The following is a 20701-nucleotide window of genomic DNA, read 5'->3' as shown; positions in this document are numbered from 1 at the left end:
TTATGAGCTATTCTCACAAAAAAGAGATGCTTCATTGGTCTAATCAACAAAAATCAGTTTGTCGTGCAAGTTTTTCACGAATGGGGGAGATACTAGAAGAAAAGATAGAGGTGAACGATATGCGGTCGAGTGAAAAAGGAATGAACATCCAGTCCATCGATGGACGTGTATTCGGTGTGGATTTTCATGATTTTATTCAAAAAGAACAACATTCAAACTCATTTGAGCTTGCATCAGAATTTGGATTATCGATGGCAGATGTCAGAAAGTTAAAAAAACATCTGGAAAGGTCGTAAACTCTCTTGACATTACTTCTGATGCTCCGTATTATTATATAAATATAAAACATATTCGGATATAACCAATGATGGAGCAGAGTAATTAAGCTAACCCATGAATAGAGAGGAAATGCCTTAGGCTGAAAGCATTTCTGCATGTGCCTTAATGAATGAACACTCCGTAGGCTTCACTCTGAAAAAGCAAAGGCTTTAGTAGGAGTTGAACGTAGCAGGCGTTAACTGTTAAAGAGGAAGAGCATTCGTTTATGATCATGCTGTTCAACTAGGGTGGCACCGCGGGAATTTAAAACTCTCGTCCCTTGTATGTATATACAAGGGATGGGAGTTTTTTTGTTTTATTTAACTATTTACATAAATGATTTTTTTGAGGAGGTATACCACGATGTCTATTAGCATTCCAAGAGGTACACAAGACATTCTGCCTGGTGAGGTAGAAAAGTGGCAGCTGATTGAAGCAAAAGCAAGAGAGCTTTGTGAAAAATATCAATATCAGGAGATTCGTACTCCGATTTTTGAACATACCGATCTATTTTCAAGAGGTGTGGGCGACAGCACGGATATTGTTCAGAAAGAAATGTACACCTTTGAAGACAGGGGAAAGCGCAGTATCACGCTTAGACCGGAAGGGACAGCAGCGGTGGTTCGCTCGTTTGTCGAGAAAAAAATGTTCGGACTTGCCAATCAGCCCGTGAAGCTTTATTACATGGGACCTATGTTCCGTTATGAGCGGCCACAGGCAGGGCGGTTCCGTCAGTTTGTTCAATTTGGTGTAGAGGCATTAGGCAGTAACGATCCGGCCATTGATGCAGAGGTTATCTCTCTGGCGATGAACCTTTACAAAGAAATGGGCTTACAAAAATTGAAGCTGATCATTAATAGTCTGGGTGACAAGGACAGTCGAACTGCCCACCGTGAGGCATTAGTTAATCACTTTAAACCGAGAATCGGAGAATTTTGTCATGATTGTCAAAACCGTCTTGAAAAAAATCCACTTAGAATCCTCGATTGTAAGCAGGATCGTGATCACGAATTAATGAAAACAGCACCATCCATACTTGATTATCTAAATGATTATTCAAAGGCTTATTTTGAAAAATTGCAGCACTACTTAACACAGCTCGATATTCCGTTTGAAGTCGATGCCAACTTAGTGCGGGGCCTGGATTATTATAATCACACGGCCTTTGAAATTATGAGTAATGCCGAAGGCTTTGGCGCGATAACCACTTTATGCGGCGGAGGCCGGTATAACGGCTTAGCAGAAGAAATTGGTGGTCCTGAAACGCCTGGAATTGGTTTTGCCTTAAGTATTGAGCGGTTTATCGCTGCACTTAATGCAGAAGGGATCGAACTTGAAGTTAATCAAGGAATTGATTGCTATCTCGCTTCACTTGGGGAGGAAGCGAAGGATTACACTGTTGGACTATTACAGCAGCTCCGCCTGGCTGGTTTTTCGGCAGAAAGAGATTATTTAGATCGAAAAATAAAGGCTCAATTTAAAGCAGCCGACCGCTTAAAGGCAAAATATGTAGCAGTTCTTGGTGACGATGAGCTGAAAAATAACAAAATTAATGTAAAAAATATGGCTACAGGTGAACAAGTAGAAGTTGACTTAAACACCTTTATTAAACAATTTCAGGAATTGCAATCTTAAGGGGGATAAATATGTTTGGCAGATCGTATTTTTGTGGTGAAGTTCCAGAGACAGCAGTAGGCGAAAAGGTAACCTTAAAAGGATGGGTTCAGAAACGCCGTGACCTTGGCGGGTTAATCTTTATTGACCTGCGTGACCGTTCAGGCATTGTTCAAGTTGTGTTTAATCCGGATTTATCAAAAGAAGCCTTGCAAACAGCTGAGAAAATCCGTAATGAATATGTTCTAGATATTGTTGGTACGGTTGTTAGTCGTGAACCTTCAACCATTAACAATAACTTGAAAACGGGTACCATAGAAGTGCAAGCGGAAGCAGTTACCATTATCAATGAAGCTAAGACGCCGCCGTTTATGATTTCTGATAAAACGGATGCTTCAGAAGATGTGCGCTTAAAATATCGTTATCTAGATTTCCGTCGCCCGGTTATCTTTGAAACATTGAAAATGCGCCATCAAGTGACACAGCTTGTGAGGAACTTTCTCGATGGTGAGGGCTTTTTAGATATTGAAACACCTATTTTAACAAAAAGCACTCCAGAAGGGGCACGTGATTATTTAGTCCCAAGCCGTGTTCATCCGGGTGAATTCTATGCCTTACCGCAATCACCACAATTGTTTAAACAATTGCTTATGGTCGGCGGAATTGAACGCTATTACCAAATCGCCCGCTGTTTCCGTGATGAAGACTTGCGTGCTGACCGTCAGCCTGAATTTACGCAAATCGATATTGAAACGAGCTTCATGAGCCAAGAAGATATTATGGCGATGATGGAAAAAATGATGTCACAGTTAATGAAGGATGTTAAAGGCGTTGAAGTGCCTGCTGCATTCCCGCGTATGACCTACGCTGAAGCGATGAGCCGTTACGGATCTGATAAGCCTGACACTCGTTTTGGTTTGGAGCTTGTGGACCTTTCCGAAATTGTAAAGGATTCTGGCTTTAAAGTGTTTGCTGCAGCTGTAGCAAATGGAGGCCAAGTAAAAGCCATTAATGTAAAAGGTGCGGCTGAAAAATATTCACGTAAGGATATTGATGCCTTAACAGACTTCGTTGCTGTCTACGGTGCAAAAGGACTTGCATGGTTGAAGGTTGAAGCAGAGGGCTTAAAAGGACCGATTGCAAAGTTTTTCACAGAAGAGGATGCAAAGGCAATCACGGCGACGTTGGAAGCCGATGCTGGCGATTTACTACTGTTTGTTGCTGATAAAAAGAGAGTGGTTGCTGATGCCTTGGGTGCGTTACGGTTAAAGCTTGGAAAAGAATTAGGCTTAATCGATCCAAGTTTGTTCAATTTCCTTTGGGTTACAGACTGGCCTCTATTCGAGTACGATGAAGAAGAAGGCCGTTATTATGCTGCCCATCATCCATTTACCATGCCATTTAGAGAGGACCTTGAGTTATTAGATTCTGATCCAGCGAAGGTTCGTGCCCAAGCATACGACATTGTTCTAAACGGTTATGAACTTGGCGGTGGATCGCTCCGGATTTTTGAGCGGCCAGTTCAAGAAAAAATGTTTGCTATCCTTGGTTTTACTCCAGAAGAGGCAAAAGAACAATTCGGCTTCCTTTTAAATGCATTTGAATATGGTACACCGCCGCATGGTGGGATTGCCATTGGGCTTGATCGTTTAGTGATGCTGCTTGCCGGAAGTTCTAATCTTCGTGATACCATTGCATTTCCTAAGACAGCCAGCGCAAGCTGCTTGTTAACAAATGCACCTAGTGAAGTAGCTGAGGCGCAGTTGAAGGAATTAAATTTGTCATTAAATGTTAAAAAATAACAGTCATTTGCTTATTTGAAAACTTGAAGGCCTTTGCGTTATATGGTAATATAAAAACAACAAAGAAGAGTCCTGAAATGTTCGTTGTATTACCTAATGTTTTGACCAACATTATTTATTCGGGAGTCTGGAGTTTTCAGATTGCGTAAATGCCTCGCCCTCTTACGGGTATGGGGACTTACAATTTCGGGAACAGGACACCCACCTGCAAAAGTTGCGGGATCAAAACTAAGGATCGAGAGCAACGGCACCATTGGGACTCTTCGCTATTTTAAATTATTAACCTTCTGCTGCGGCTGAAGGTTTTTATTTTGTCATTAAAAGGATTATTCCTATCAAAATACTACTTGTTTTTATGAGCGTGTATGATATATTTTTATGGTGAAAATATAAATATAAATTGAATTTAATTTGGAGTGAATGGTATTGTTACATCAATTTTCTCGCAATGAGCTTGCTATAGGTAAAGAAGGACTGGATATTATGAAAAACAGCACGGTTGCTGTTTTAGGAATTGGCGGTGTGGGTTCATTTGCTGCTGAAGCCCTTGCCCGTTCTGGGGTTGGCCGTCTAATTTTAATTGATAAAGACGATGTTGATATTACCAACATTAACCGCCAGCTGATTGCTCTATTATCAACCGTCGGCAGACCAAAAGTCGAAATCATGCACGAGCGGATTAAGGATATTAATCCTGATTGTGAAGTCATCCCGTTGAAAATGTTCTATACAGAGGACACCTATGAAGAAATTTTTAGTCATAAATTAGATTTTGTCGTGGATGCGTCTGATACGATTGTTTATAAAATTCATTTGATGAAAGAATGCTTAAAGAGAAACATTCCAATTATTTCGAGCATGGGTGCTGCCAATAAAATGGATCCGACCCGTTTCCAAATTGCTGATATTTCTAAAACCCATACGGACCCGATTGCCAAGGTAATTCGCACAAGATTACGGAAAGAACGAATTCATAAAGGAATTCCTGTTGTGTTCTCAGATGAAAGCCCGATTGTCATTCGCGAAGACATAAAGAAAGAAGTCGGAAATGAAAATGCGCCGATCCGTAAAGCGCAAATGCCGCCAGCTTCAAATGCCTTCGTCCCATCTGCAGCAGGTTTAATAATGGCAAGCTATGTCGTAAGACAATTGTTAAAAGACATCAAAATTCAACGTGTTTCGGATGAAAAATAGCGGAAGAGAGGATGGCCCCAAACAAAGGGTCAGACTCACAACCTCTAAAGGCGATTAGATTTTGACAGATAACGTGAGGTAGGCCCCATTTTGGGACTACCTCTCTTTTTTATGGAAAGGTCAGGAAATTTTTACTAAAGTAAGGTACACTTGGTTGAGACAAGTTTGTTTTAGTGAGGAGTGGAACTTTGGAAACAATTGTTGAATTGAAGGATGTAACGAAAGTTATCAAAGGAAAAACAATCATTGATCATATTAGCTTCCAAGTGAATAAGGGAGAAGTCTTTGGCTTTTTAGGCCCAAATGGTGCGGGAAAAACAACGACGATTCGAATGATTGTAGGGCTAATGGGGATTACTTCAGGTGATATCACCGTTGGCGGCTTCAGTATTAAATCACAGTTTGAAGAAGCTGTAGGTCATATCGGAGCCATCGTTGAGAATCCAGAAATGTATAAATTTCTGACCGGCTACCAAAACCTTGTTCATTACGCAAGAATGTCCAATGGCATAACTAAAGAAAAAATTGCTGAGACTGTGGAATTGGTAGGATTAACGGACCGAATTAATGACAAGGTAAAAACCTATTCGCTGGGAATGAGGCAAAGATTAGGATTAGCGCAGTGCCTTTTACATAATCCAGATGTGTTAATCTTGGATGAGCCTACAAACGGATTGGATCCAGCTGGAATAAGAGAAATTCGTGATTATATTCGCTTGCTGGCTCGTGAAAAAAATATGGCAGTCATTGTGTCTAGTCACATGCTTTCTGAAATGGAAATGATGTGTGACCGCATTGGCATCATTCAAAATGGCCGTTTAATTGATGTCCAGCTTGTTCAGGAGTTTGTGCATGACACGGAAGTGACCTACGAGATGGAAGTTGTTCCAAGTGACAAGGCCTTAGCCTTGATTGAGACGACTATTCCTCATGCTCGGGCCAACCGTTCTAGAAATGGAATATCAGTGGAGCTTGTGAAGGAAGAGATCCCTGAGCTTGTTAAATTACTAGTTGCCAGCGACATTTCGATTTTTGGGATAAAAGAAGTGGCGAAAACATTAGAAGATCGCTTTCTTGAAGTGACGTCTGAAAAGGAGGCCGCAGCTCGTGGTTAATTTATTCAAAAACGAATGGATGAAAATATTTAAACGCCCAGGAACCTATGTGATGATTGCGATTTTACTCATTGCTGTTGTCCTAATGGGGGTTGTAATTAAGTCGGAACAAAATCAAATGGATATTGCTCAGGATAAAAATTGGAAGCAAGTCTTACAAGAGGAAAATAATGCGTTAAAGCAGCAAATGGCACAAAGTCAGTCAAAAATAGAAACACAATTTTTTAAAAAGGAAATTGCCATCAATGAATATCGTATCCAGAACGATCTTCCAATTAGAGAAAATTATTCGGTATGGACATTCGTGAAAGATTCATCCCAACTGATTATTTTAGCAGGCTTATTTGTCATTATTATTTCGGCAGGAATTGTGGCTAGTGAGTTTAACTGGGGGACCATTAAGTTATTATTAATCCGTCCCATTAACCGGACTAAAATTTTACTATCAAAATATATAACTGTGTTAGTGTTTGCCCTGTTCATGCTGGCGATTTTGTTTGTTTTTTCAACTGTGCTTGGTGTTATTCTGTTTGGCGCACCAGACCAGCCGGTTCCCTATTTAAATTATCATAATGGCCACGTTACTGAGCAAAGTCCGGTTGTCCACTTGTTAATTTATTATGGGTTAAGCTCGATTGACTTCATTATGTTAGTGACAATGGCGTTTATGATCTCGTCTGTATTCCGAAATAGTTCCCTTGCGATTGGGCTCTCACTGTTTTTATTGTTTACCGGCGCTCAATTTACTGCCTTATTGTCCATGAAATTTACCTGGGCCAAATACATCCTGTTTGCAAACACAGACCTGATGCAATATATAGAAGGCACACCAATGGTAGAAGGGATGACTCCTGCTTTCTCTATTATCATGCTGCTCCTCTATCTTGCTTTATTCCTAACTCTGGCGATTACCGTCTTCAAAAAACGCGACGTTGCAGCGTAATCCTACGAAGAAGTTATAAAGAGAATGTTTCAAAACAAAGGGTCAGACCCTTTTGAAACATCCTCTTACTACTTCCGTGACCTTGTTAATTTTTCATAGACTGTGGCGAGGGCTTGTTCGAATTTTCCTGTTTTCTTTGGCTGGTAATATTTTTTGTTTTTTAATTTGTTTGGTAGGTACTGCTGTGGCACCCAGCCGTTTTCAAAGTCGTGGGGATACAAGTAGCCGATGCCTCTGCCAAGTTCTTTGGCCCCTTTATAATGGGCATCCTTTAAGTGATCTGGTATTTCGCCCACGATTCCTTTTTGAATATCCTCCAATGCTGCTTGGATGGCCAAAACAGCAGAGTTTGATTTTGGTGATAAGCATAGTTCAATCACGGCATTCGCAAGTGGTATTCTTGCCTCGGGAAAACCAATTCTTTCGGCGGTTTCAATCGCTGCTAACGTGCGTGCGCCAGCTTGCGGGTTGGCTAGTCCTACATCTTCATAGGCAATCACAATCAATCTGCGGCTAATGCTCGGAAGGTCACCAGCCTCAATTAATCTGCCAAGATAGTGCAAGGCCGCATTGACGTCACTGCCGCGAATTGATTTCTGAAACGCCGACAGGACATCATAGTGCCCATCTCCATCTTTATCGGCGACAAGACTTTTCTTTTGTAAACATTCTTCTGCGGTTTCAACATCGATCGAAATGGTGCCATTTTCATCTTCATCTGTTGAAAGAATGGCAAGTTCCAGTGCATTTAAGGAACTTCTCACATCCCCATTGGAGCCTTGCGCAAAATGCATTAGGGCATTGTCCGCTATTTTAACCTTTAATTTTCCATAGCCGCGCTCATCATCCTCGAGGGCGTGAGTTAGTGCTTGCTTCACCTCATCAGGTGATAAGGGTTTTAACTCAAAAATTTGACAGCGGCTCCGGATAGCAGGATTAATAGCATGATAAGGATTACTGGTCGTAGCCCCGATTAACACGATCATCCCATTTTCCAAAAAGGGCAGTAAAAAATCTTGTTTTGCTTTATCTAATCGATGGACTTCATCAAGTAGGAGAATCACTTTCCCAGACATTTTTGCCTCGGCAGCGACGATCTCCATATCTTTTTTATTATTTGTCACGGCATTTAAGGTTCGAAACGCGTACTTGGTACTTCCAGCAATTGCGCTGGCGATCGACGTTTTGCCAATTCCTGGCGGTCCATATAAAATCATCGATGTCAGTTGTTTTGCTTTCACCATTCGGGCTATAATTTTACCGTCACCAACCAAATGCTGCTGGCCAACGACTTCTTCAATCGTTCTGGGACGCATCCGAAATGCCAAAGGTTTTTGCTGCATAGTTATCTCTCCAAAATAAGAATTCTTCTTATCTTAGATTACCATTTTCCCATGGAAAAGCATATTAAAGAAGAATGTGATATAATTTTTAATGCCTATCAATTTACTGAGATATTTTTATTTAATTTAGATAGATACATGAATAGAGGTGCTTGTATTGAAAATTTCTACAAAAGGTCGTTATGGTCTTACCATTATGATTGAGCTTGCTAAAAAACATGGTGATGGACCCACATCATTAAAGACGATTGCACAGGCAAATGACTTATCCGAGCATTATTTAGAGCAATTAATTGCACCATTACGAAATGCAGGATTAGTAAAAAGTATCAGGGGGGCTTACGGTGGCTATGTGCTATCTACTGAGCCAGCTAAAATAACGGCTGGTGACGTGATTCGCGTGCTCGAAGGCCCGATTACTCCAGTTGAGGGTATTGAGGATGAAGAACCAGCCAAGCGTGAGCTTTGGATCCGCATTCGCGATGCCATTAAAGACGTTTTGGAAAATACAACAATTGAAGACCTGGCCAATCATAGTGAAGATCATGAACCAGAGGGCTATATGTTTTATATTTAATAAATTAGGAAATAATAAAGAATTATTTTGATTGAAGGTGTAAAAATGGAACGAATTTATCTCGATCATGCCGCAACTACTCCAATTCACCCATTTGTAATCGATAAAATGCTGACAGTTATGAATGCTACATTTGGAAATCCTTCAAGCATACATTCATTTGGCAGGGAAGCACGTCATCATATTGATTTAGCGCGTGCCGCTCTGGCTCACAGCATTGGGGCGAAGGAAAACGAGATTATTTTTACAGGCGGTGGAACAGAAGCCGATAATATGGCTTTATTTGGAGTTGCTGAAAGCTTCCAACATCATGGCAAGCATATCATTACGACTCAGGTAGAACATCACGCTGTGCTTCATGCCTGCGAAAAATTAGAAAAAATGGGTTATGAGGTAACCTATTTGCCCGTTGATGAAACCGGGAAAATTTCCATCTCGGATCTCCAGGCTGCATTAAGGGATGATACCATTCTAGTTTCGGTTATGTACGGGAACAACGAAGTGGGAACGATTCAACCCATTACAGAAATCGGCAAGCTGTTAGAGGGACATCAAGCCATTTTCCATACGGATGCGGTTCAAGCATATGGAATGGAGGATATAAATGTAAATGCGAGCAAGATTGATCTATTATCCGTTTCTGCTCATAAAATTAATGGTCCAAAAGGAACAGGTTTTTTATATGCTCGGTCAAATGTAAAAATAGCGCCCAGGCTTTATGGAGGCGACCAAGAGAGAAAACGACGTGCTGGAACGGAAAATGTGGCCTCGATCGTAGGGTTCCATGAAGCAGTTTTAATTGCTAGTGAAGACCGGACTGCCAAAAGAAAAAGGTATATGGAACTGAAAGAAGCAATGTTACAAACGCTTCGAAACTTAAAGGTTGAATTTAACATAAACGGATCGCTTGAAAATTCCTTACCACATGTATTAAACTTAAGTTTTCCTGGGACAAGTGTGGAGGCGATGCTGGTCAATCTTGATTTAGCAGGTATTGCTGTTTCAAGCGGGTCAGCCTGTACGGCTGGTTCGATTGAACCTTCCCATGTTCTGGTTGCCATGTTTGGTAAACAATCAGACCGGTTAACCAATTCCATTCGGTTTAGTTTCGGCTATACGACCACTACAGAAGATGTGGTAAAGACGGCTGAAGAGATCGCAAAGGTTGTTTCGCGTCTGAAAAAATAAATCAACTATGCTTTGACAACAAAGAGGAGAGGTGAAAAAAATGGAGAGAAAAGACCCAAAAGATACAAGAGTTGTAGTAGGAATGTCAGGTGGAGTAGATTCCTCTGTTGCCGCACTTTTATTAAAGCAGCAAGGTTATGACGTCATTGGTATTTTTATGAAAAACTGGGATGACACGGACGATAACGGTTTTTGCACGGCAACGGAAGATTACGAAGATGTCATTCGCGTTTGTAATCAAATCGGTATTCCCTATTATGCGGTGAATTTTGAAAAACAATATTGGGACAAGGTATTTACCTATTTCCTAGATGAATATAAGGCGGGCAGAACACCGAACCCCGATGTCATGTGTAACAAAGAAATTAAGTTTAAGGCGTTTCTTGAGCATGCGGTGAATTTAGGGGCGGATTACCTTGCCACGGGTCATTATGCTCGTGTTGAATACCGCGATGGGGAATATAAAATGCTTCGTGGTCTTGACGAAAATAAAGACCAAACCTATTTCTTGAATCAATTGTCTCAGGAACAACTAAGTAAAGTCATGTTCCCAATTGGAAATCTTGAAAAACCTAGAGTACGGGAGATTGCTAAAGAAGCAAACCTGGCAACGGCCACGAAAAAGGACAGTACGGGTATTTGCTTTATTGGAGAACGGAACTTTAAAGAATTCTTAGGTCAATATTTGCCTGCGCAACCAGGTAATATGGAAACCTTTGATGGTGAAGTGAAGGGTAAGCATGAAGGGCTCATGTATCATACAATCGGCCAGCGTCATGGTCTGGGGATTGGCGGATCAGGAGAGCCATGGTTTGCAATCGGTAAGGATTTAAAAAGAAATATCCTGTATGTTGGACAAGGTTTTCATCATGAAAAACTATATTCTGATGCGATTACAGCTGTCAATGTAAGCTGGGTATCAAATCAAGATAAGCCTGCTGAATTTGATTGTACAGCCAAATTCCGCTACCGTCAGGAGGACCATAAGGTGACAGTTCGTCTCTTAGAGGAAGATAAGGTCCAAGTAATCTTCCACGAACCGATTCGAGCAATCACTCCAGGTCAAGCAGCCGTCTTCTATAATGGCGATGAATGCTTAGGCGGCGGAACGATTGATGAAGTGTATAAAAATGGTGAACGTTTAACATATGTTGGTTAAAATAAAACCCTGATTCCAGTAGTGGAGTCGGGGTTTTATTTATTTGGCGGATTAAAGGGTAAAGTTGGCGGATATTGCATGGTTCGCGGGAATACCGTGGTTCGCGGGAATAATCCAGAAGTTCGCGAGATTAATTAGAAAATTGGCGGGATTAATTCAAAAGTTGGCGGAAAAATCGGTGGAATTGGCGGGAATAATCGGAAAGGTCGCGGGAATAACGTGGTTCGCGGGAATAATCCAAAAGTTGGCGGGATTAATTAGAAAGTTGGCGGGATTAATTCAAAAAAAGGCGGGAATATCGGTGAAGTTGGCGGGAATAATCGGAAAGTTCGCGGGAATACCATGGTTCGAGGAATTAACCTAGAAGTTCACGGGAATAATCTAGAATTCCGCGGAATTAACACAAAACTCCGCTGTAATACAAACAAAATTCAACCGAAAATCCAATCCACCCGCTTCACCCTCAAAACAGTCTCGAACTATTCCAGTTAGGAAATTAATTTTTAAATAAAATATGATATACTTTCTCTTAGGATTGGAGTTGGAAAAATGGATAAAAACCAATTAGGTGTACAATACATGCAAGAAGGTAACTGGGAAGAAGCGGCAAAGGCTTTTAATGAGGCCATTGAAGAAAACCCAACAGATCCCGTAGCCTATATTAACTTTGGCAATGTTCTATCTGCCGTCGGCGATGATGAAAAGGCCTTGAAATTTTATAAAAAAGCAATCGAAATAGATGAAAATGCAGCAGCAGCTTACTATAGCATGGGCAATGTATTTTTCAGTCATGACAACTTTAGTAAAGCCCAATTAATGTTTGAAACTGCGATGAAAAAAGGACTCCAAACAAGTGACAATTACTTTATGTTAGGCTTGACACTCGTTCAGCAAGATCAAGGTCGATTGGCACTTCCATACCTGCAAAGAAGTGTTGAACTGAATGAACAAGATGCAGAAGCTCGTTTTCAATTTGGGCTATGTCTGGCACAGCTCGAACTGATTGACGAAGCCATCATTCAATTAGAATCATGCATTGAGCTGGACCCAAACCATTCAGATGCCTATTATAATTTAGGGGTTTCCTATGCATTTAAAGAAAACGCTGCGAAAGCCCTTGACATGTTTAATAAAGCCCTTGATATTCAGCCAGACCATTTACTCGCGGGTCATGCCAAAAAATTACTTGAAAATAATTTGTAAAATGAAATTACCAGCTGGAGGGAGGGAACCGAATGGAAAAGCAAGACACTCTTGATTTATTTGCCGAACAAGGAAAGTTTGTGAAAGGAAGACCGATTGTAACCATTTTTCACAACGAACAAAATCTTTACTCTGTGGTGAGAATCCGCGTCGATGAAACAAATGATACATATGATGACAAGGAAGCAGTGGTTACCGGGTATTTTCCGAAAATCCATGAACAGGAAACCTATATCTTTTTTGGTGAATTTAAAGAGCATCCAAAGTTTGGAATGCAATTTCACACCAATCATTTCCGCAAGGACATGCCTCAGACTAAACAGGGGGTCATAGCTTATTTATCTGGTGAAATGTTCAAAGGTATCGGGAAGAAGACAGCCGAGAATATTGTTGAAACATTAGGAGAAGATGCCATCTCCAAGATTCTCAATCAGCCTTCCATCCTTGATTCCATTCCCAAACTCCCTCCTGAAAAAGCAAAAATGCTTTACGATACACTGATGGAGCATCAAGGACTAGAGCAGGTGATGGTGGCCTTAAATCAATATGGCTTTGGCCCTTCAATTTCCATGCGGATTTATCAAGCATATAAAGAGACGACCCTCGATATTATTCAAAAAAACCCCTATAAGCTCGTCGAAGATATCGAAGGAATCGGGTTTGGCCGGGCGGACGAGCTTGGTTATCAGTTAGGTCTCACTGGAAATCACCCAGACCGGATAAAAGCCGGCTGCCTCTACACACTCGAAAGTGAATGTATGCAAAGTGGTCATGTGTACATGCATGTTGAAGACTTACTAGAACAGGTAAAAACACTTCTCGAGGACAACAAACGCGACCAAATTGAATACATAGATATTTCCAATGAGCTTATTATGCTAGAAGAAGAGGGCAAATTAATTGGTGAGGAAAAACGCGTTTATTTACCATCCTTATTTTTCGCGGAAAAAGGCCTTGTCACTAGCATTAGCCGTATTTTAAAGCAGACAGAATACAAGGATCAATTCCCCGAATCCGAGTTTCTCCTGGCATTAGGTGGATTAGAGGATCGTCTTGGGGTTCAATATGCTCCCACACAGCGGGAAGCGATTCAAACGGCGCTTATGTCGCCTATGCTCATCCTAACGGGCGGACCAGGTACTGGTAAAACGACTGTTATCAAAGGGATTGTTGAACTATATGCGGAATTGCATGGCTGTTCGTTAGAGATTAAGGATTATTACAAAAAGGATGAGCCATTCCCGTTTATACTCGCGGCACCAACAGGGCGAGCAGCTAAACGGATGACAGAGTCGACAGGTTTACCAGCTGTAACGATTCACCGGTTACTTGGTTTTAATGGAATGGAAGCATTAGACCATGCTGATGCCAGTCCGCTTGAAGGGAAAATATTAATTGTCGATGAAACCTCGATGCTCGATATCTGGCTTGCCAATCAATTGTTTAAGGCCTTGCCTGAACATATTCAAGTCATCATGGTGGGGGACGAAGACCAGCTTCCTTCCGTCGGTCCAGGACAAGTCCTAAAAGATCTGCTGCGCTCGGAACGGATTCCGACAGTTCGCCTAACCGATATTTACCGTCAGGCAGAGGGATCTTCAATCATAGAATTGGCACATGATATTAAAAAAGGATATCTTCCTGCTAATATTACGGCAAAACAGGCGGATCGTTCGTTTATCAAATGTTCCACAGCCCAGGTGGCACAAGTGGTGGAAAAGGTAGCGCAAAATGCGAAAAGCAAGGGCTATACCGCCAAGGATATACAAGTGCTAGCACCCATGTATAGAGGGCCTGCCGGCATTGATCGCTTAAATGTCTTGTTGCAGGAGATTTTTAATCCTAACCCTGACGGCAAGCGGAAGGAAATTGCCTTTGGAGATGTGAAATATCGTATTGGTGATAAGGTGCTTCAGCTTGTGAACCAGCCGGAAAGCAATGTTTTTAACGGTGATATTGGGGAAATTATTTCGATCATTTATGCAAAGGAAAATACGGAAAAACAAGATATGATCTATATTTCCTTTGAAGGAAATGAAGTGGAATATACAAAACAAGACTTAAATCAAATTACCCATGCCTACTGTTGCTCTGTCCATAAATCACAGGGCAGTGAGTTTCCAATCGTGATTCTGCCCATTACAAGAAGCTATTACCGGATGTTACGAAGAAATCTAATCTATACAGCGATCACTAGAAGTAAGCAATCGTTAATTATTTGTGGTGAAGAAGATGCCTTGCGAATGGGTGTGGAAAGAGCAGACGAACTGAGCCGACAAACGACCCTTTGCCAAAAATTGCAAGAATCCATCTTCGTTGTGACATCGGAAGAGGTAAAGACCAATGGCCAAGCTCCCTCCCCTGAATTGTCATATGAGGAAGAGTTCATGCAAGTGAACCCGATGATCGGAATGGAAAACCTTACACCTTATGATTTTATGTAAGGCTTGTTTCAAAAGACCTTGAAAACACTTTGAAAATTTGTCAAATCAATGGTTAAAGTTATTTTTAAAAAATATTCTTTTCTTCTGCCGAAAACTTTTCGGCAGTTTTTTTAATATGTCACCCCACTACTCCTAAAATCATAAGCCATGTCTCTTTTAATTATTTTTTGAAAAACGATCAGATGACGCTTACTGTAATCCCTCTTCATTATTTACATAATATATTTTTAATTCTTTTAAAAAAGTATTAAGTGCTGGATTTGTTTCATCTTTATGCCATAGTACACCCCAATTATAATTAAGATTATTACCTTCAATGGCTATCCTTTTATGGTTTTCATCCCCTAAATTTCTAACACATTTAGGTAATATAGAAATCGCAAAACCGGAATCTACAAGAAGGAAAAGTGCTTCTATTTGATTTACCTGGAAGGCGATTTTTGGGGAAAATCCTTCATCTTTACATAGTTTAACTATTAGGTTATAACTTCCAGGTGCCTCAGATGGAGACATGATGACAAATGGTTCGTCTTCTAACGACGCAATATGTACTTTATCCTGGGTGGACAAATGATGATCTATGTTAGCAATTATAACCATATCGCCTTTAATAAAAGTTTCCCATGAAAGGTTTGGAAACTTTTCTATTCCGAATGAGAACATAAAACCTAGGTCTATCTCTTTATTATTGATTGAACTCATAAGTAAGTCAGCATTCATTTGATAGGGGATTATTTCTATAAATGGATATGTTTTTTGAAACATCCTTAGGAACTTAGGGAGAACCTCCATATATTGAACAAACCCTATTTTTAAAGTCCCTATAATTCCTTTGTTTGCTTTACGGGTGGCAGCAATGGCTTCTTTATATTGTTCAACTATTTCTTTAGCCCTTTCATAAAAAATAGCTCCAGCAGAAGTTAATTCAACAGTCCGTTTATTCCTAAAAAAAAGCTTTACCTGAAGTTCATCTTCTAATAATGCAACCTGCTTACTTATTGCTGACTGAGACACATAAAGGTGCTTACTGGCTTCACTAAAATTCAAATGTTTGCAGACTTCAAGAAAGTATTGTAAGCGGTAAATATCCAAAATAACACATCCTAAATAATTATCTGATAAGTTTGACTATTAACAATATACTATCTTCATTATTCAAATAGTTCAAGTTTGGAATTACTGTTATTCCTTTTAAATGTTTCAAAATTCAAAATATTATAGTTAATATAAAGGAAGATGGCAGCGTTTCCATACACGATTTAATAAAGGCTGCCATTTTTAAGTATCAAGAATCATAGGAGGTTTTAGTGATGGTAAGTAATTTAGAAGAGAAGGATTCTAGCATCGCCCGTACAGTTCTCGGGCCGGTGCCGTCCCGAGAATTGGGAGTCGTCCTCATTCACGAGGCGCTCTTATCCGTGGTGCCTGGGGCAGAGTTTGCACCAGAGATCAATATGGACGGGCCCCGGATTTTTGAAGTCCTTCGGCAAAGCCTTACTGAGTACCGCCGGCTTGGTGGTGGGACAATCGTTGACCGCGGCGGCATGTCCTTTGGCCGCGACGTGTCACTTTACCGTCTGCTCTCCAAGGAGACGGGCGTGCATATTGTGGCATCGACTGGCCTAGGTCCTGAGCCGATGGTGGGCGCATATTTCACCACTCCACCGACAATGATGTTGAACCCGCCCAGACCAATGCCGGTCGACCACCTGGCAGACCTATTTGCAAGAGAAATCACAGAGGGAATTGTTGTGCCGCGTCGTGAGCGGTCGGGCGCGGCCGGCGTGATTCACGTCGCCGCCAGCAGAGGAGGCATCACAGTATTCGAGAAGCAGCTTTATCGCGCTGCTGCTCAAGCAGCATTGTTCACCGGAGCAGCGGTGTCGCTTCAGGTCGGTTCCGACGCTGAGCATGAGCTTGACATCCTTGAGCGTGAGGGCCTTGCACCAGGCCGGGTTATCGTGGGGGACCTAGATCGCTTGGATATCATCGAGCGGGGGGATATCGTCTCGGTTGCCCGTCGCGGTGCCATGGTCGCACTAGACCATGCCGGTTGGTCTCCACACCAGGGGTACATAAGCGATTATCAGCGGGCACAGTTGGTGTTAGAGCTATGCGAGGCGGGGCTTGGTGATCGTCTGCTCATTTCGAGTAACGCCGTTGGCTGTGCCTTCGGCCATGATACCCCGCTCGTCGGATTCGGCCACCTGCTGGGCTCGTTCATACCGATCCTGCGCCAGGCCGGAGGAACCGAGGATCATATGCGTCTTCTGTTAGAAGAGAACCCACAACGCCTACTCACCCTCGGAGCGGCAGACTTTGTGGAAAAACAGTCAAAGGAGTGGAGTATAATATGAGTCAGATAAATACAGTTCTTGGACCAATTACGCCGTCAGCACTTGGGATCACTGCGATGCACGAGCATATTGGGTTCGGGCAACCAGGCTGTTCATTAGATCCGAAGTGGTGGGCACCTCCACACCGAATGTTTGAAGCTGCGTGTGAGAAGCTTGGCCGCTTCCGTCAACTTGGTGGCAGTACCATTGTAGACTGCACGGGCATAGGGTTTGGCCGCGACATCGCCTACTATCAGGTCATATCGCGGGCGACAGGTGTGAACATCATTGCCTGCACGGGATTCTGGGCGGGCGAGGGGGTCCTGCCGTATTTCCGCGATAAGTCAATCGAGTACATGGCGGACCTTTTCTACAATGAGATTACCGTGGGGATTGAAGGGACGGGGGTGAAGGCGGGCGCCGTCAAAGTAGGCGTCAGTAATAACGGCCTAAACGAATTTGATGAGCGAATCTACCGAGCAGCGGCGCGGGCAGCAAAAGCTACCGGTGTCCCAGTCCTCACGCACCTATCGAAGGATGCAGATCGTCAGATGGACTTGTTTGAGATGGAAGGTTTGTCTCTGGATCGGGTGATCATCGGCCATGCCGATCACGCCTTTGATTGTGATCCGGAACGTGACTTTAGGGTAGCGAAGCGGGGAGCGTTCGTGGGATTTGATACCATCGGATACGATGCCGAGAAGGCAACAATGGAACACCCGGCACCACCGTGGTCGCGGTCTCGGGACGAGCGTCTTCGCCAAATAGTTAATTTCCTCGAGAAGGAGGGTGCGCATCGCGCTATCATCTCGACGGACTCCAACTGTTGGCCATTGGGGTTTGACTCCCCTCCACAATCTGTCGCAGAATTGCTCGAAGTTTTCCTACCGGACCTCAGGGCGGCAGGTATCAACGAACAGGCGATTGAGCAACTTCTGGTACGTAACCCTGTATACCTGCTAACGATGCAGGACCCGCAACCCTTCACCTGTGTGACACAGGTGAGCAGGAAGTTAAACGAAGGTGCCCGTATGAGCAAAGGACACGTTACATCATAACGTTCTAGATCACATGTGCCTTGCTGGAAAAGAATCCGCAGCGCCTTCCCTCTCATACAGGGCGGAAGTTGAGAAAATTAAAATTGAAGGAGTAATTAAAATGATGGACAATTTGGTACGTGTCATTCCCATTGCATGCACCTTCGGCCGTTCAGCCTCGTACGCCTATTACATCGATGCTCCGCAACCTGTACTAATCGATACCGGCGTCGTGGAGTCGCCCTACCAGGTAATGGCACCAGCACTTGCAAGGCACGGCCTACGACTCGAGGATGTACGCTGGATTCTACTTACCCACGGACACGCTGACCATATTGGCGGGACCCGTGCCATATGGGAGCAGACAGGGCGACGTGCTGAAGTCGCAATTCATCAGGAGGAGTCGACGTTACTATGCGAACGCCGCCGGCACATTACAAATCATGAGCGCCTCCAGGGGCAGTATCTGGACTCGTCCACTCTTGCTCAGCAGACGGGGATTCTAATGGAGGTCATTGGGGACGAGATGGAACCGACACGTGAACTCGTCGGTGGAGAGCGACTTAAACTAGGAGGCGATGTTTCCATAACCGTCATCCATACTCCTGGACACTCTGCCGGTTCGTTGACATACTTACTTGAGGGCTTGGACTGGGCTTTTGCGGCCGACGCTGTACAGGTGTGCGGTACCATCAATACTCGCTTCCCATCGTATGAGCAACCTACCCTCTACCGTCAAAGCCTGAAGCATCTTCTCGAGGATGTTCGACCCCAGCGTCTGTACTTGGGGCACAATTACCTAGACCCGAACGGAGTTGCTATAAGCGAAAGGGTGGATGGAGATGAAGTTCCTGCTGTGCTGCGAACGAGTCTCGAGGTAGAAGCGAAACTGGCTGACGCAGTCCGAAAGCACCTGACAGGCGTGACTCAATTCGATGTGAAAGATGGACCGTACGCACCGTTCACGGCGATTGCCGCCGAGCTTGGATACACGGGCGATTCGAAGATCTTGCCTTCGCCGTTTTTTATCACTATGCACGGTTACAGAGAGGAGCTCACCGGTATAAGAGTAAGTGGAGGAGAGTCTATATGATCCAGAAGCAGTACGATAGTACCGCACATGCCATTGCCGACATGCCTGATGGGGCTACGGTACTCGTTGCAGGCTTTGGGGGGAGCGGACTACCGTCGCATCTCATCAAAGCCCTGATGGAAAAGGGAACGAAGGATTTGACAGTCGTTTCAAACAACATTGGTGCAGTCAGCGAAGGTGTGGCAAAACTTATTAGCAACAACCAAGTACGCAAGATAATCTGTTCCTTCCCTGTTGGCCCGCACGCTACCGAGCTGCTTAAATACCTCGAAACGGGCCGCGTTGAATTGGAACTAGTTCCTCAAGGGACATTGGCGGAACGTATTCGTGCAGGAGGGGCTGGTATCTCTGCCTTTTACACACCTACGGGTGCGCACACCGAACTTGAAGAAGGCAAGGAGACCCGGGTAATAGATAGACGTGTGAACCTTTTGGAGTATGCGATCAAAGGTGACTACGCCTTTATTAAGGCACATCGAGCGGACCGCTGGGGTAACCTCATTTACCGGAAGGCACAGCGAAATTTCAATCCGGTGATGGCAACGGCAGCGCACACAACCATTGCCGAGGTAAGCGAGGTCGTGGAGGTCGGGGGGATTGATCCGGAGGCGATCGTGACCCCAAGCATCTACGTACATCGTTTGGTGGAAGTCGATTCACAAGATGAAAGAAGTGTGTTAAGGGATGAATAAAGTTAACGAACAGATGCATGGGTGGACAATGACAGAGGTGGCGAATCGGCTGGCTGCTGATCTGGAGGAAGGATGGTTCGTCAATCTCGGTATCGGGTTGCCAACACTTGTAGCTGAAGCGATACCTGAAAAAAGAGAAGTCATCCTTCACACCGAGAATGGTGTTCTTGGGATAGGCCCGAAAGCTCAACCTGGCCAAGAAGATTCGGACCTCGTGAATGCGGGAAAGGAGCCTATCACTTTACTGCCGGGAGGATGCTACTTTTCACAGGCAGAATCATTTGCGATGGTACGCGGTGGTCATCTTGACGCCGCAGTGCTTGGGGCTTTCCAGGTCTCAATGCACGGCGATCTCGCCAGTTGGAAACTCCCCAACTCCTCCCTAGGGCGTGTCGGGGGAGCTATGGATCTAACCGTTGGCAGCCGGCGTGTGTTCGTCTTCATGCAGCATTGCACCCGAGAAGGAGATTCAAAGATCGTTGAACGGTGCTCGTACCCGCTGACCGCGCCTCGCTGTGTAGACCGAATTTACACGAATCTTGCGGTGCTCGACGTGACCGACGATGGTCTTGTTGTCCGGGAACTTGCTCCCGGTGTAAAGCTTGAAGACGTGCAGGCCTGCACTGCGGCTCCGCTTTAGGGC

The 20701-nt window shown here is 43.5% G+C and carries 19 protein-coding genes, 1 other RNA gene and 1 other annotated feature; of the genes, 18 read left to right on the top strand and 2 right to left on the bottom strand.

From position 1 onward, the window contains the following. Window positions 1–2 precede the first annotated feature (2 nt). The 7 genes from AC3ANL_RS18860 (at window position 3) to AC3ANL_RS18830 (ending at window position 6986) form a co-directional block, all read left to right on the top strand. Complete coding sequence (locus AC3ANL_RS18860) at window positions 3–296, top strand: hypothetical protein (RefSeq protein WP_488329851.1); 294 nt, start codon at window positions 3–5, stop codon at window positions 294–296. Between the two features lie 59 nt (window positions 297–355). Continuing rightward, window positions 356–602, top strand: a binding site (T-box leader). A 79-nt stretch (window positions 603–681) separates the two neighbouring features. Then, entirely contained in the window at window positions 682–1953 is a 1272-nt protein-coding gene (hisS, locus tag AC3ANL_RS18855; RefSeq protein WP_488325924.1) for a histidine--tRNA ligase, read from the top strand. Between the two features lie 11 nt (window positions 1954–1964). Continuing rightward, window positions 1965–3734, top strand: a complete 1770-nt coding sequence (aspS, locus tag AC3ANL_RS18850) for an aspartate--tRNA ligase (RefSeq protein WP_488325923.1) — start codon at window positions 1965–1967, stop codon at window positions 3732–3734. A gap of 66 nt (window positions 3735–3800) precedes the next feature. After that, window positions 3801–3998, top strand: a non-coding RNA gene (gene ssrS / locus AC3ANL_RS18845) — 6S RNA. A gap of 162 nt (window positions 3999–4160) precedes the next feature. Then, window positions 4161–4928: a tRNA threonylcarbamoyladenosine dehydratase gene (locus AC3ANL_RS18840; RefSeq protein ID WP_488325922.1), complete on the top strand. Its 768-nt coding sequence runs from the start codon at window positions 4161–4163 to the stop codon at window positions 4926–4928. A gap of 188 nt (window positions 4929–5116) precedes the next feature. Continuing rightward, window positions 5117–6043: an ABC transporter ATP-binding protein gene (locus AC3ANL_RS18835; protein ID WP_488325921.1), complete on the top strand. Its 927-nt coding sequence runs from the start codon at window positions 5117–5119 to the stop codon at window positions 6041–6043. Next, window positions 6036–6986, top strand: a complete 951-nt coding sequence (locus AC3ANL_RS18830) for an ABC transporter permease (RefSeq protein WP_488325920.1) — start codon at window positions 6036–6038, stop codon at window positions 6984–6986. Before AC3ANL_RS18835 ends, AC3ANL_RS18830 begins: the two co-directional genes overlap by 8 nt. Window positions 6987–7054: 68 nt before the next feature. Here AC3ANL_RS18830 and AC3ANL_RS18825 read toward each other — a convergent pair whose 3' ends face one another. Continuing rightward, window positions 7055–8329: a replication-associated recombination protein A gene (locus AC3ANL_RS18825; protein WP_488325919.1), complete on the bottom strand. Its 1275-nt coding sequence runs from the start codon at window positions 8327–8329 to the stop codon at window positions 7055–7057. A gap of 157 nt (window positions 8330–8486) precedes the next feature. On the opposite strand from AC3ANL_RS18825, the gene cymR reads away from it, so the two are divergent. From cymR to recD2, 6 genes are all read left to right on the top strand, one after another. Beyond that, window positions 8487–8906, top strand: a complete 420-nt coding sequence (gene cymR / locus AC3ANL_RS18820) for a cysteine metabolism transcriptional regulator CymR (RefSeq protein ID WP_488325918.1) — start codon at window positions 8487–8489, stop codon at window positions 8904–8906. 45 nt (window positions 8907–8951) lie between these two features. After that, a complete protein-coding gene (locus AC3ANL_RS18815) occupies window positions 8952–10094 on the top strand; it encodes a cysteine desulfurase family protein (protein ID WP_488325917.1) in 1143 nt (380 codons plus the stop codon). 40 nt (window positions 10095–10134) lie between these two features. Next, the gene (mnmA, locus tag AC3ANL_RS18810; protein WP_488325916.1) at window positions 10135–11253 is read left to right on the top strand and encodes a tRNA 2-thiouridine(34) synthase MnmA; all 1119 of its coding nucleotides are present in this window, start codon (window positions 10135–10137) and stop codon (window positions 11251–11253) included. A 64-nt stretch (window positions 11254–11317) separates the two neighbouring features. After that, complete coding sequence (locus tag AC3ANL_RS18805; protein WP_488325915.1) at window positions 11318–11617, top strand: hypothetical protein; 300 nt, start codon at window positions 11318–11320, stop codon at window positions 11615–11617. A gap of 185 nt (window positions 11618–11802) precedes the next feature. After that, on the top strand, window positions 11803–12456 hold the full coding sequence (locus AC3ANL_RS18800; RefSeq protein ID WP_488325914.1) for a tetratricopeptide repeat protein: 654 nt from the start codon (window positions 11803–11805) through the stop codon (window positions 12454–12456). A 32-nt stretch (window positions 12457–12488) separates the two neighbouring features. Continuing rightward, window positions 12489–14900: an SF1B family DNA helicase RecD2 gene (recD2, locus tag AC3ANL_RS18795; RefSeq protein ID WP_488325913.1), complete on the top strand. Its 2412-nt coding sequence runs from the start codon at window positions 12489–12491 to the stop codon at window positions 14898–14900. 189 nt (window positions 14901–15089) lie between these two features. Here recD2 and AC3ANL_RS18790 read toward each other — a convergent pair whose 3' ends face one another. Continuing rightward, window positions 15090–15992 (bottom strand): LysR family transcriptional regulator, encoded by a 903-nt coding sequence (locus AC3ANL_RS18790; protein WP_488325912.1) that lies wholly within the window; start codon window positions 15990–15992, stop codon window positions 15090–15092. Between the two features lie 218 nt (window positions 15993–16210). Here AC3ANL_RS18790 and AC3ANL_RS18785 point away from each other — a divergent pair, with 218 nt between their 5' ends. The 5 genes from AC3ANL_RS18785 to AC3ANL_RS18765 all read left to right on the top strand — a co-directional run bounded on the left by AC3ANL_RS18785 (window position 16211) and on the right by AC3ANL_RS18765 (window position 20698). Next, a complete protein-coding gene (locus tag AC3ANL_RS18785) occupies window positions 16211–17257 on the top strand; it encodes a phosphotriesterase family protein (RefSeq protein ID WP_488325911.1) in 1047 nt (348 codons plus the stop codon). Next, window positions 17254–18294, top strand: coding sequence for a phosphotriesterase family protein (locus tag AC3ANL_RS18780; protein ID WP_488325910.1), 1041 nt, complete (start codon window positions 17254–17256; stop codon window positions 18292–18294). The genes AC3ANL_RS18785 and AC3ANL_RS18780 overlap by 4 nt, the downstream gene beginning before the upstream one ends. Window positions 18295–18394: 100 nt before the next feature. Next, complete coding sequence (locus AC3ANL_RS18775) at window positions 18395–19366, top strand: MBL fold metallo-hydrolase (protein WP_488325909.1); 972 nt, start codon at window positions 18395–18397, stop codon at window positions 19364–19366. Next, complete coding sequence (locus tag AC3ANL_RS18770) at window positions 19363–20058, top strand: 3-oxoacid CoA-transferase subunit A (RefSeq protein ID WP_488325908.1); 696 nt, start codon at window positions 19363–19365, stop codon at window positions 20056–20058. The genes AC3ANL_RS18775 and AC3ANL_RS18770 overlap by 4 nt, the downstream gene beginning before the upstream one ends. Beyond that, entirely contained in the window at window positions 20051–20698 is a 648-nt protein-coding gene (locus AC3ANL_RS18765; RefSeq protein ID WP_488325907.1) for a 3-oxoacid CoA-transferase subunit B, read from the top strand. Before AC3ANL_RS18770 ends, AC3ANL_RS18765 begins: the two co-directional genes overlap by 8 nt. The last annotated feature ends 3 nt before the right edge of the window (window positions 20699–20701 follow it).

The sequence above is a fragment of the Neobacillus sp. DHD-1R genome (assembly GCF_057747995.1).
This window is presented reverse-complemented; position numbering and strand designations above follow the sequence as displayed.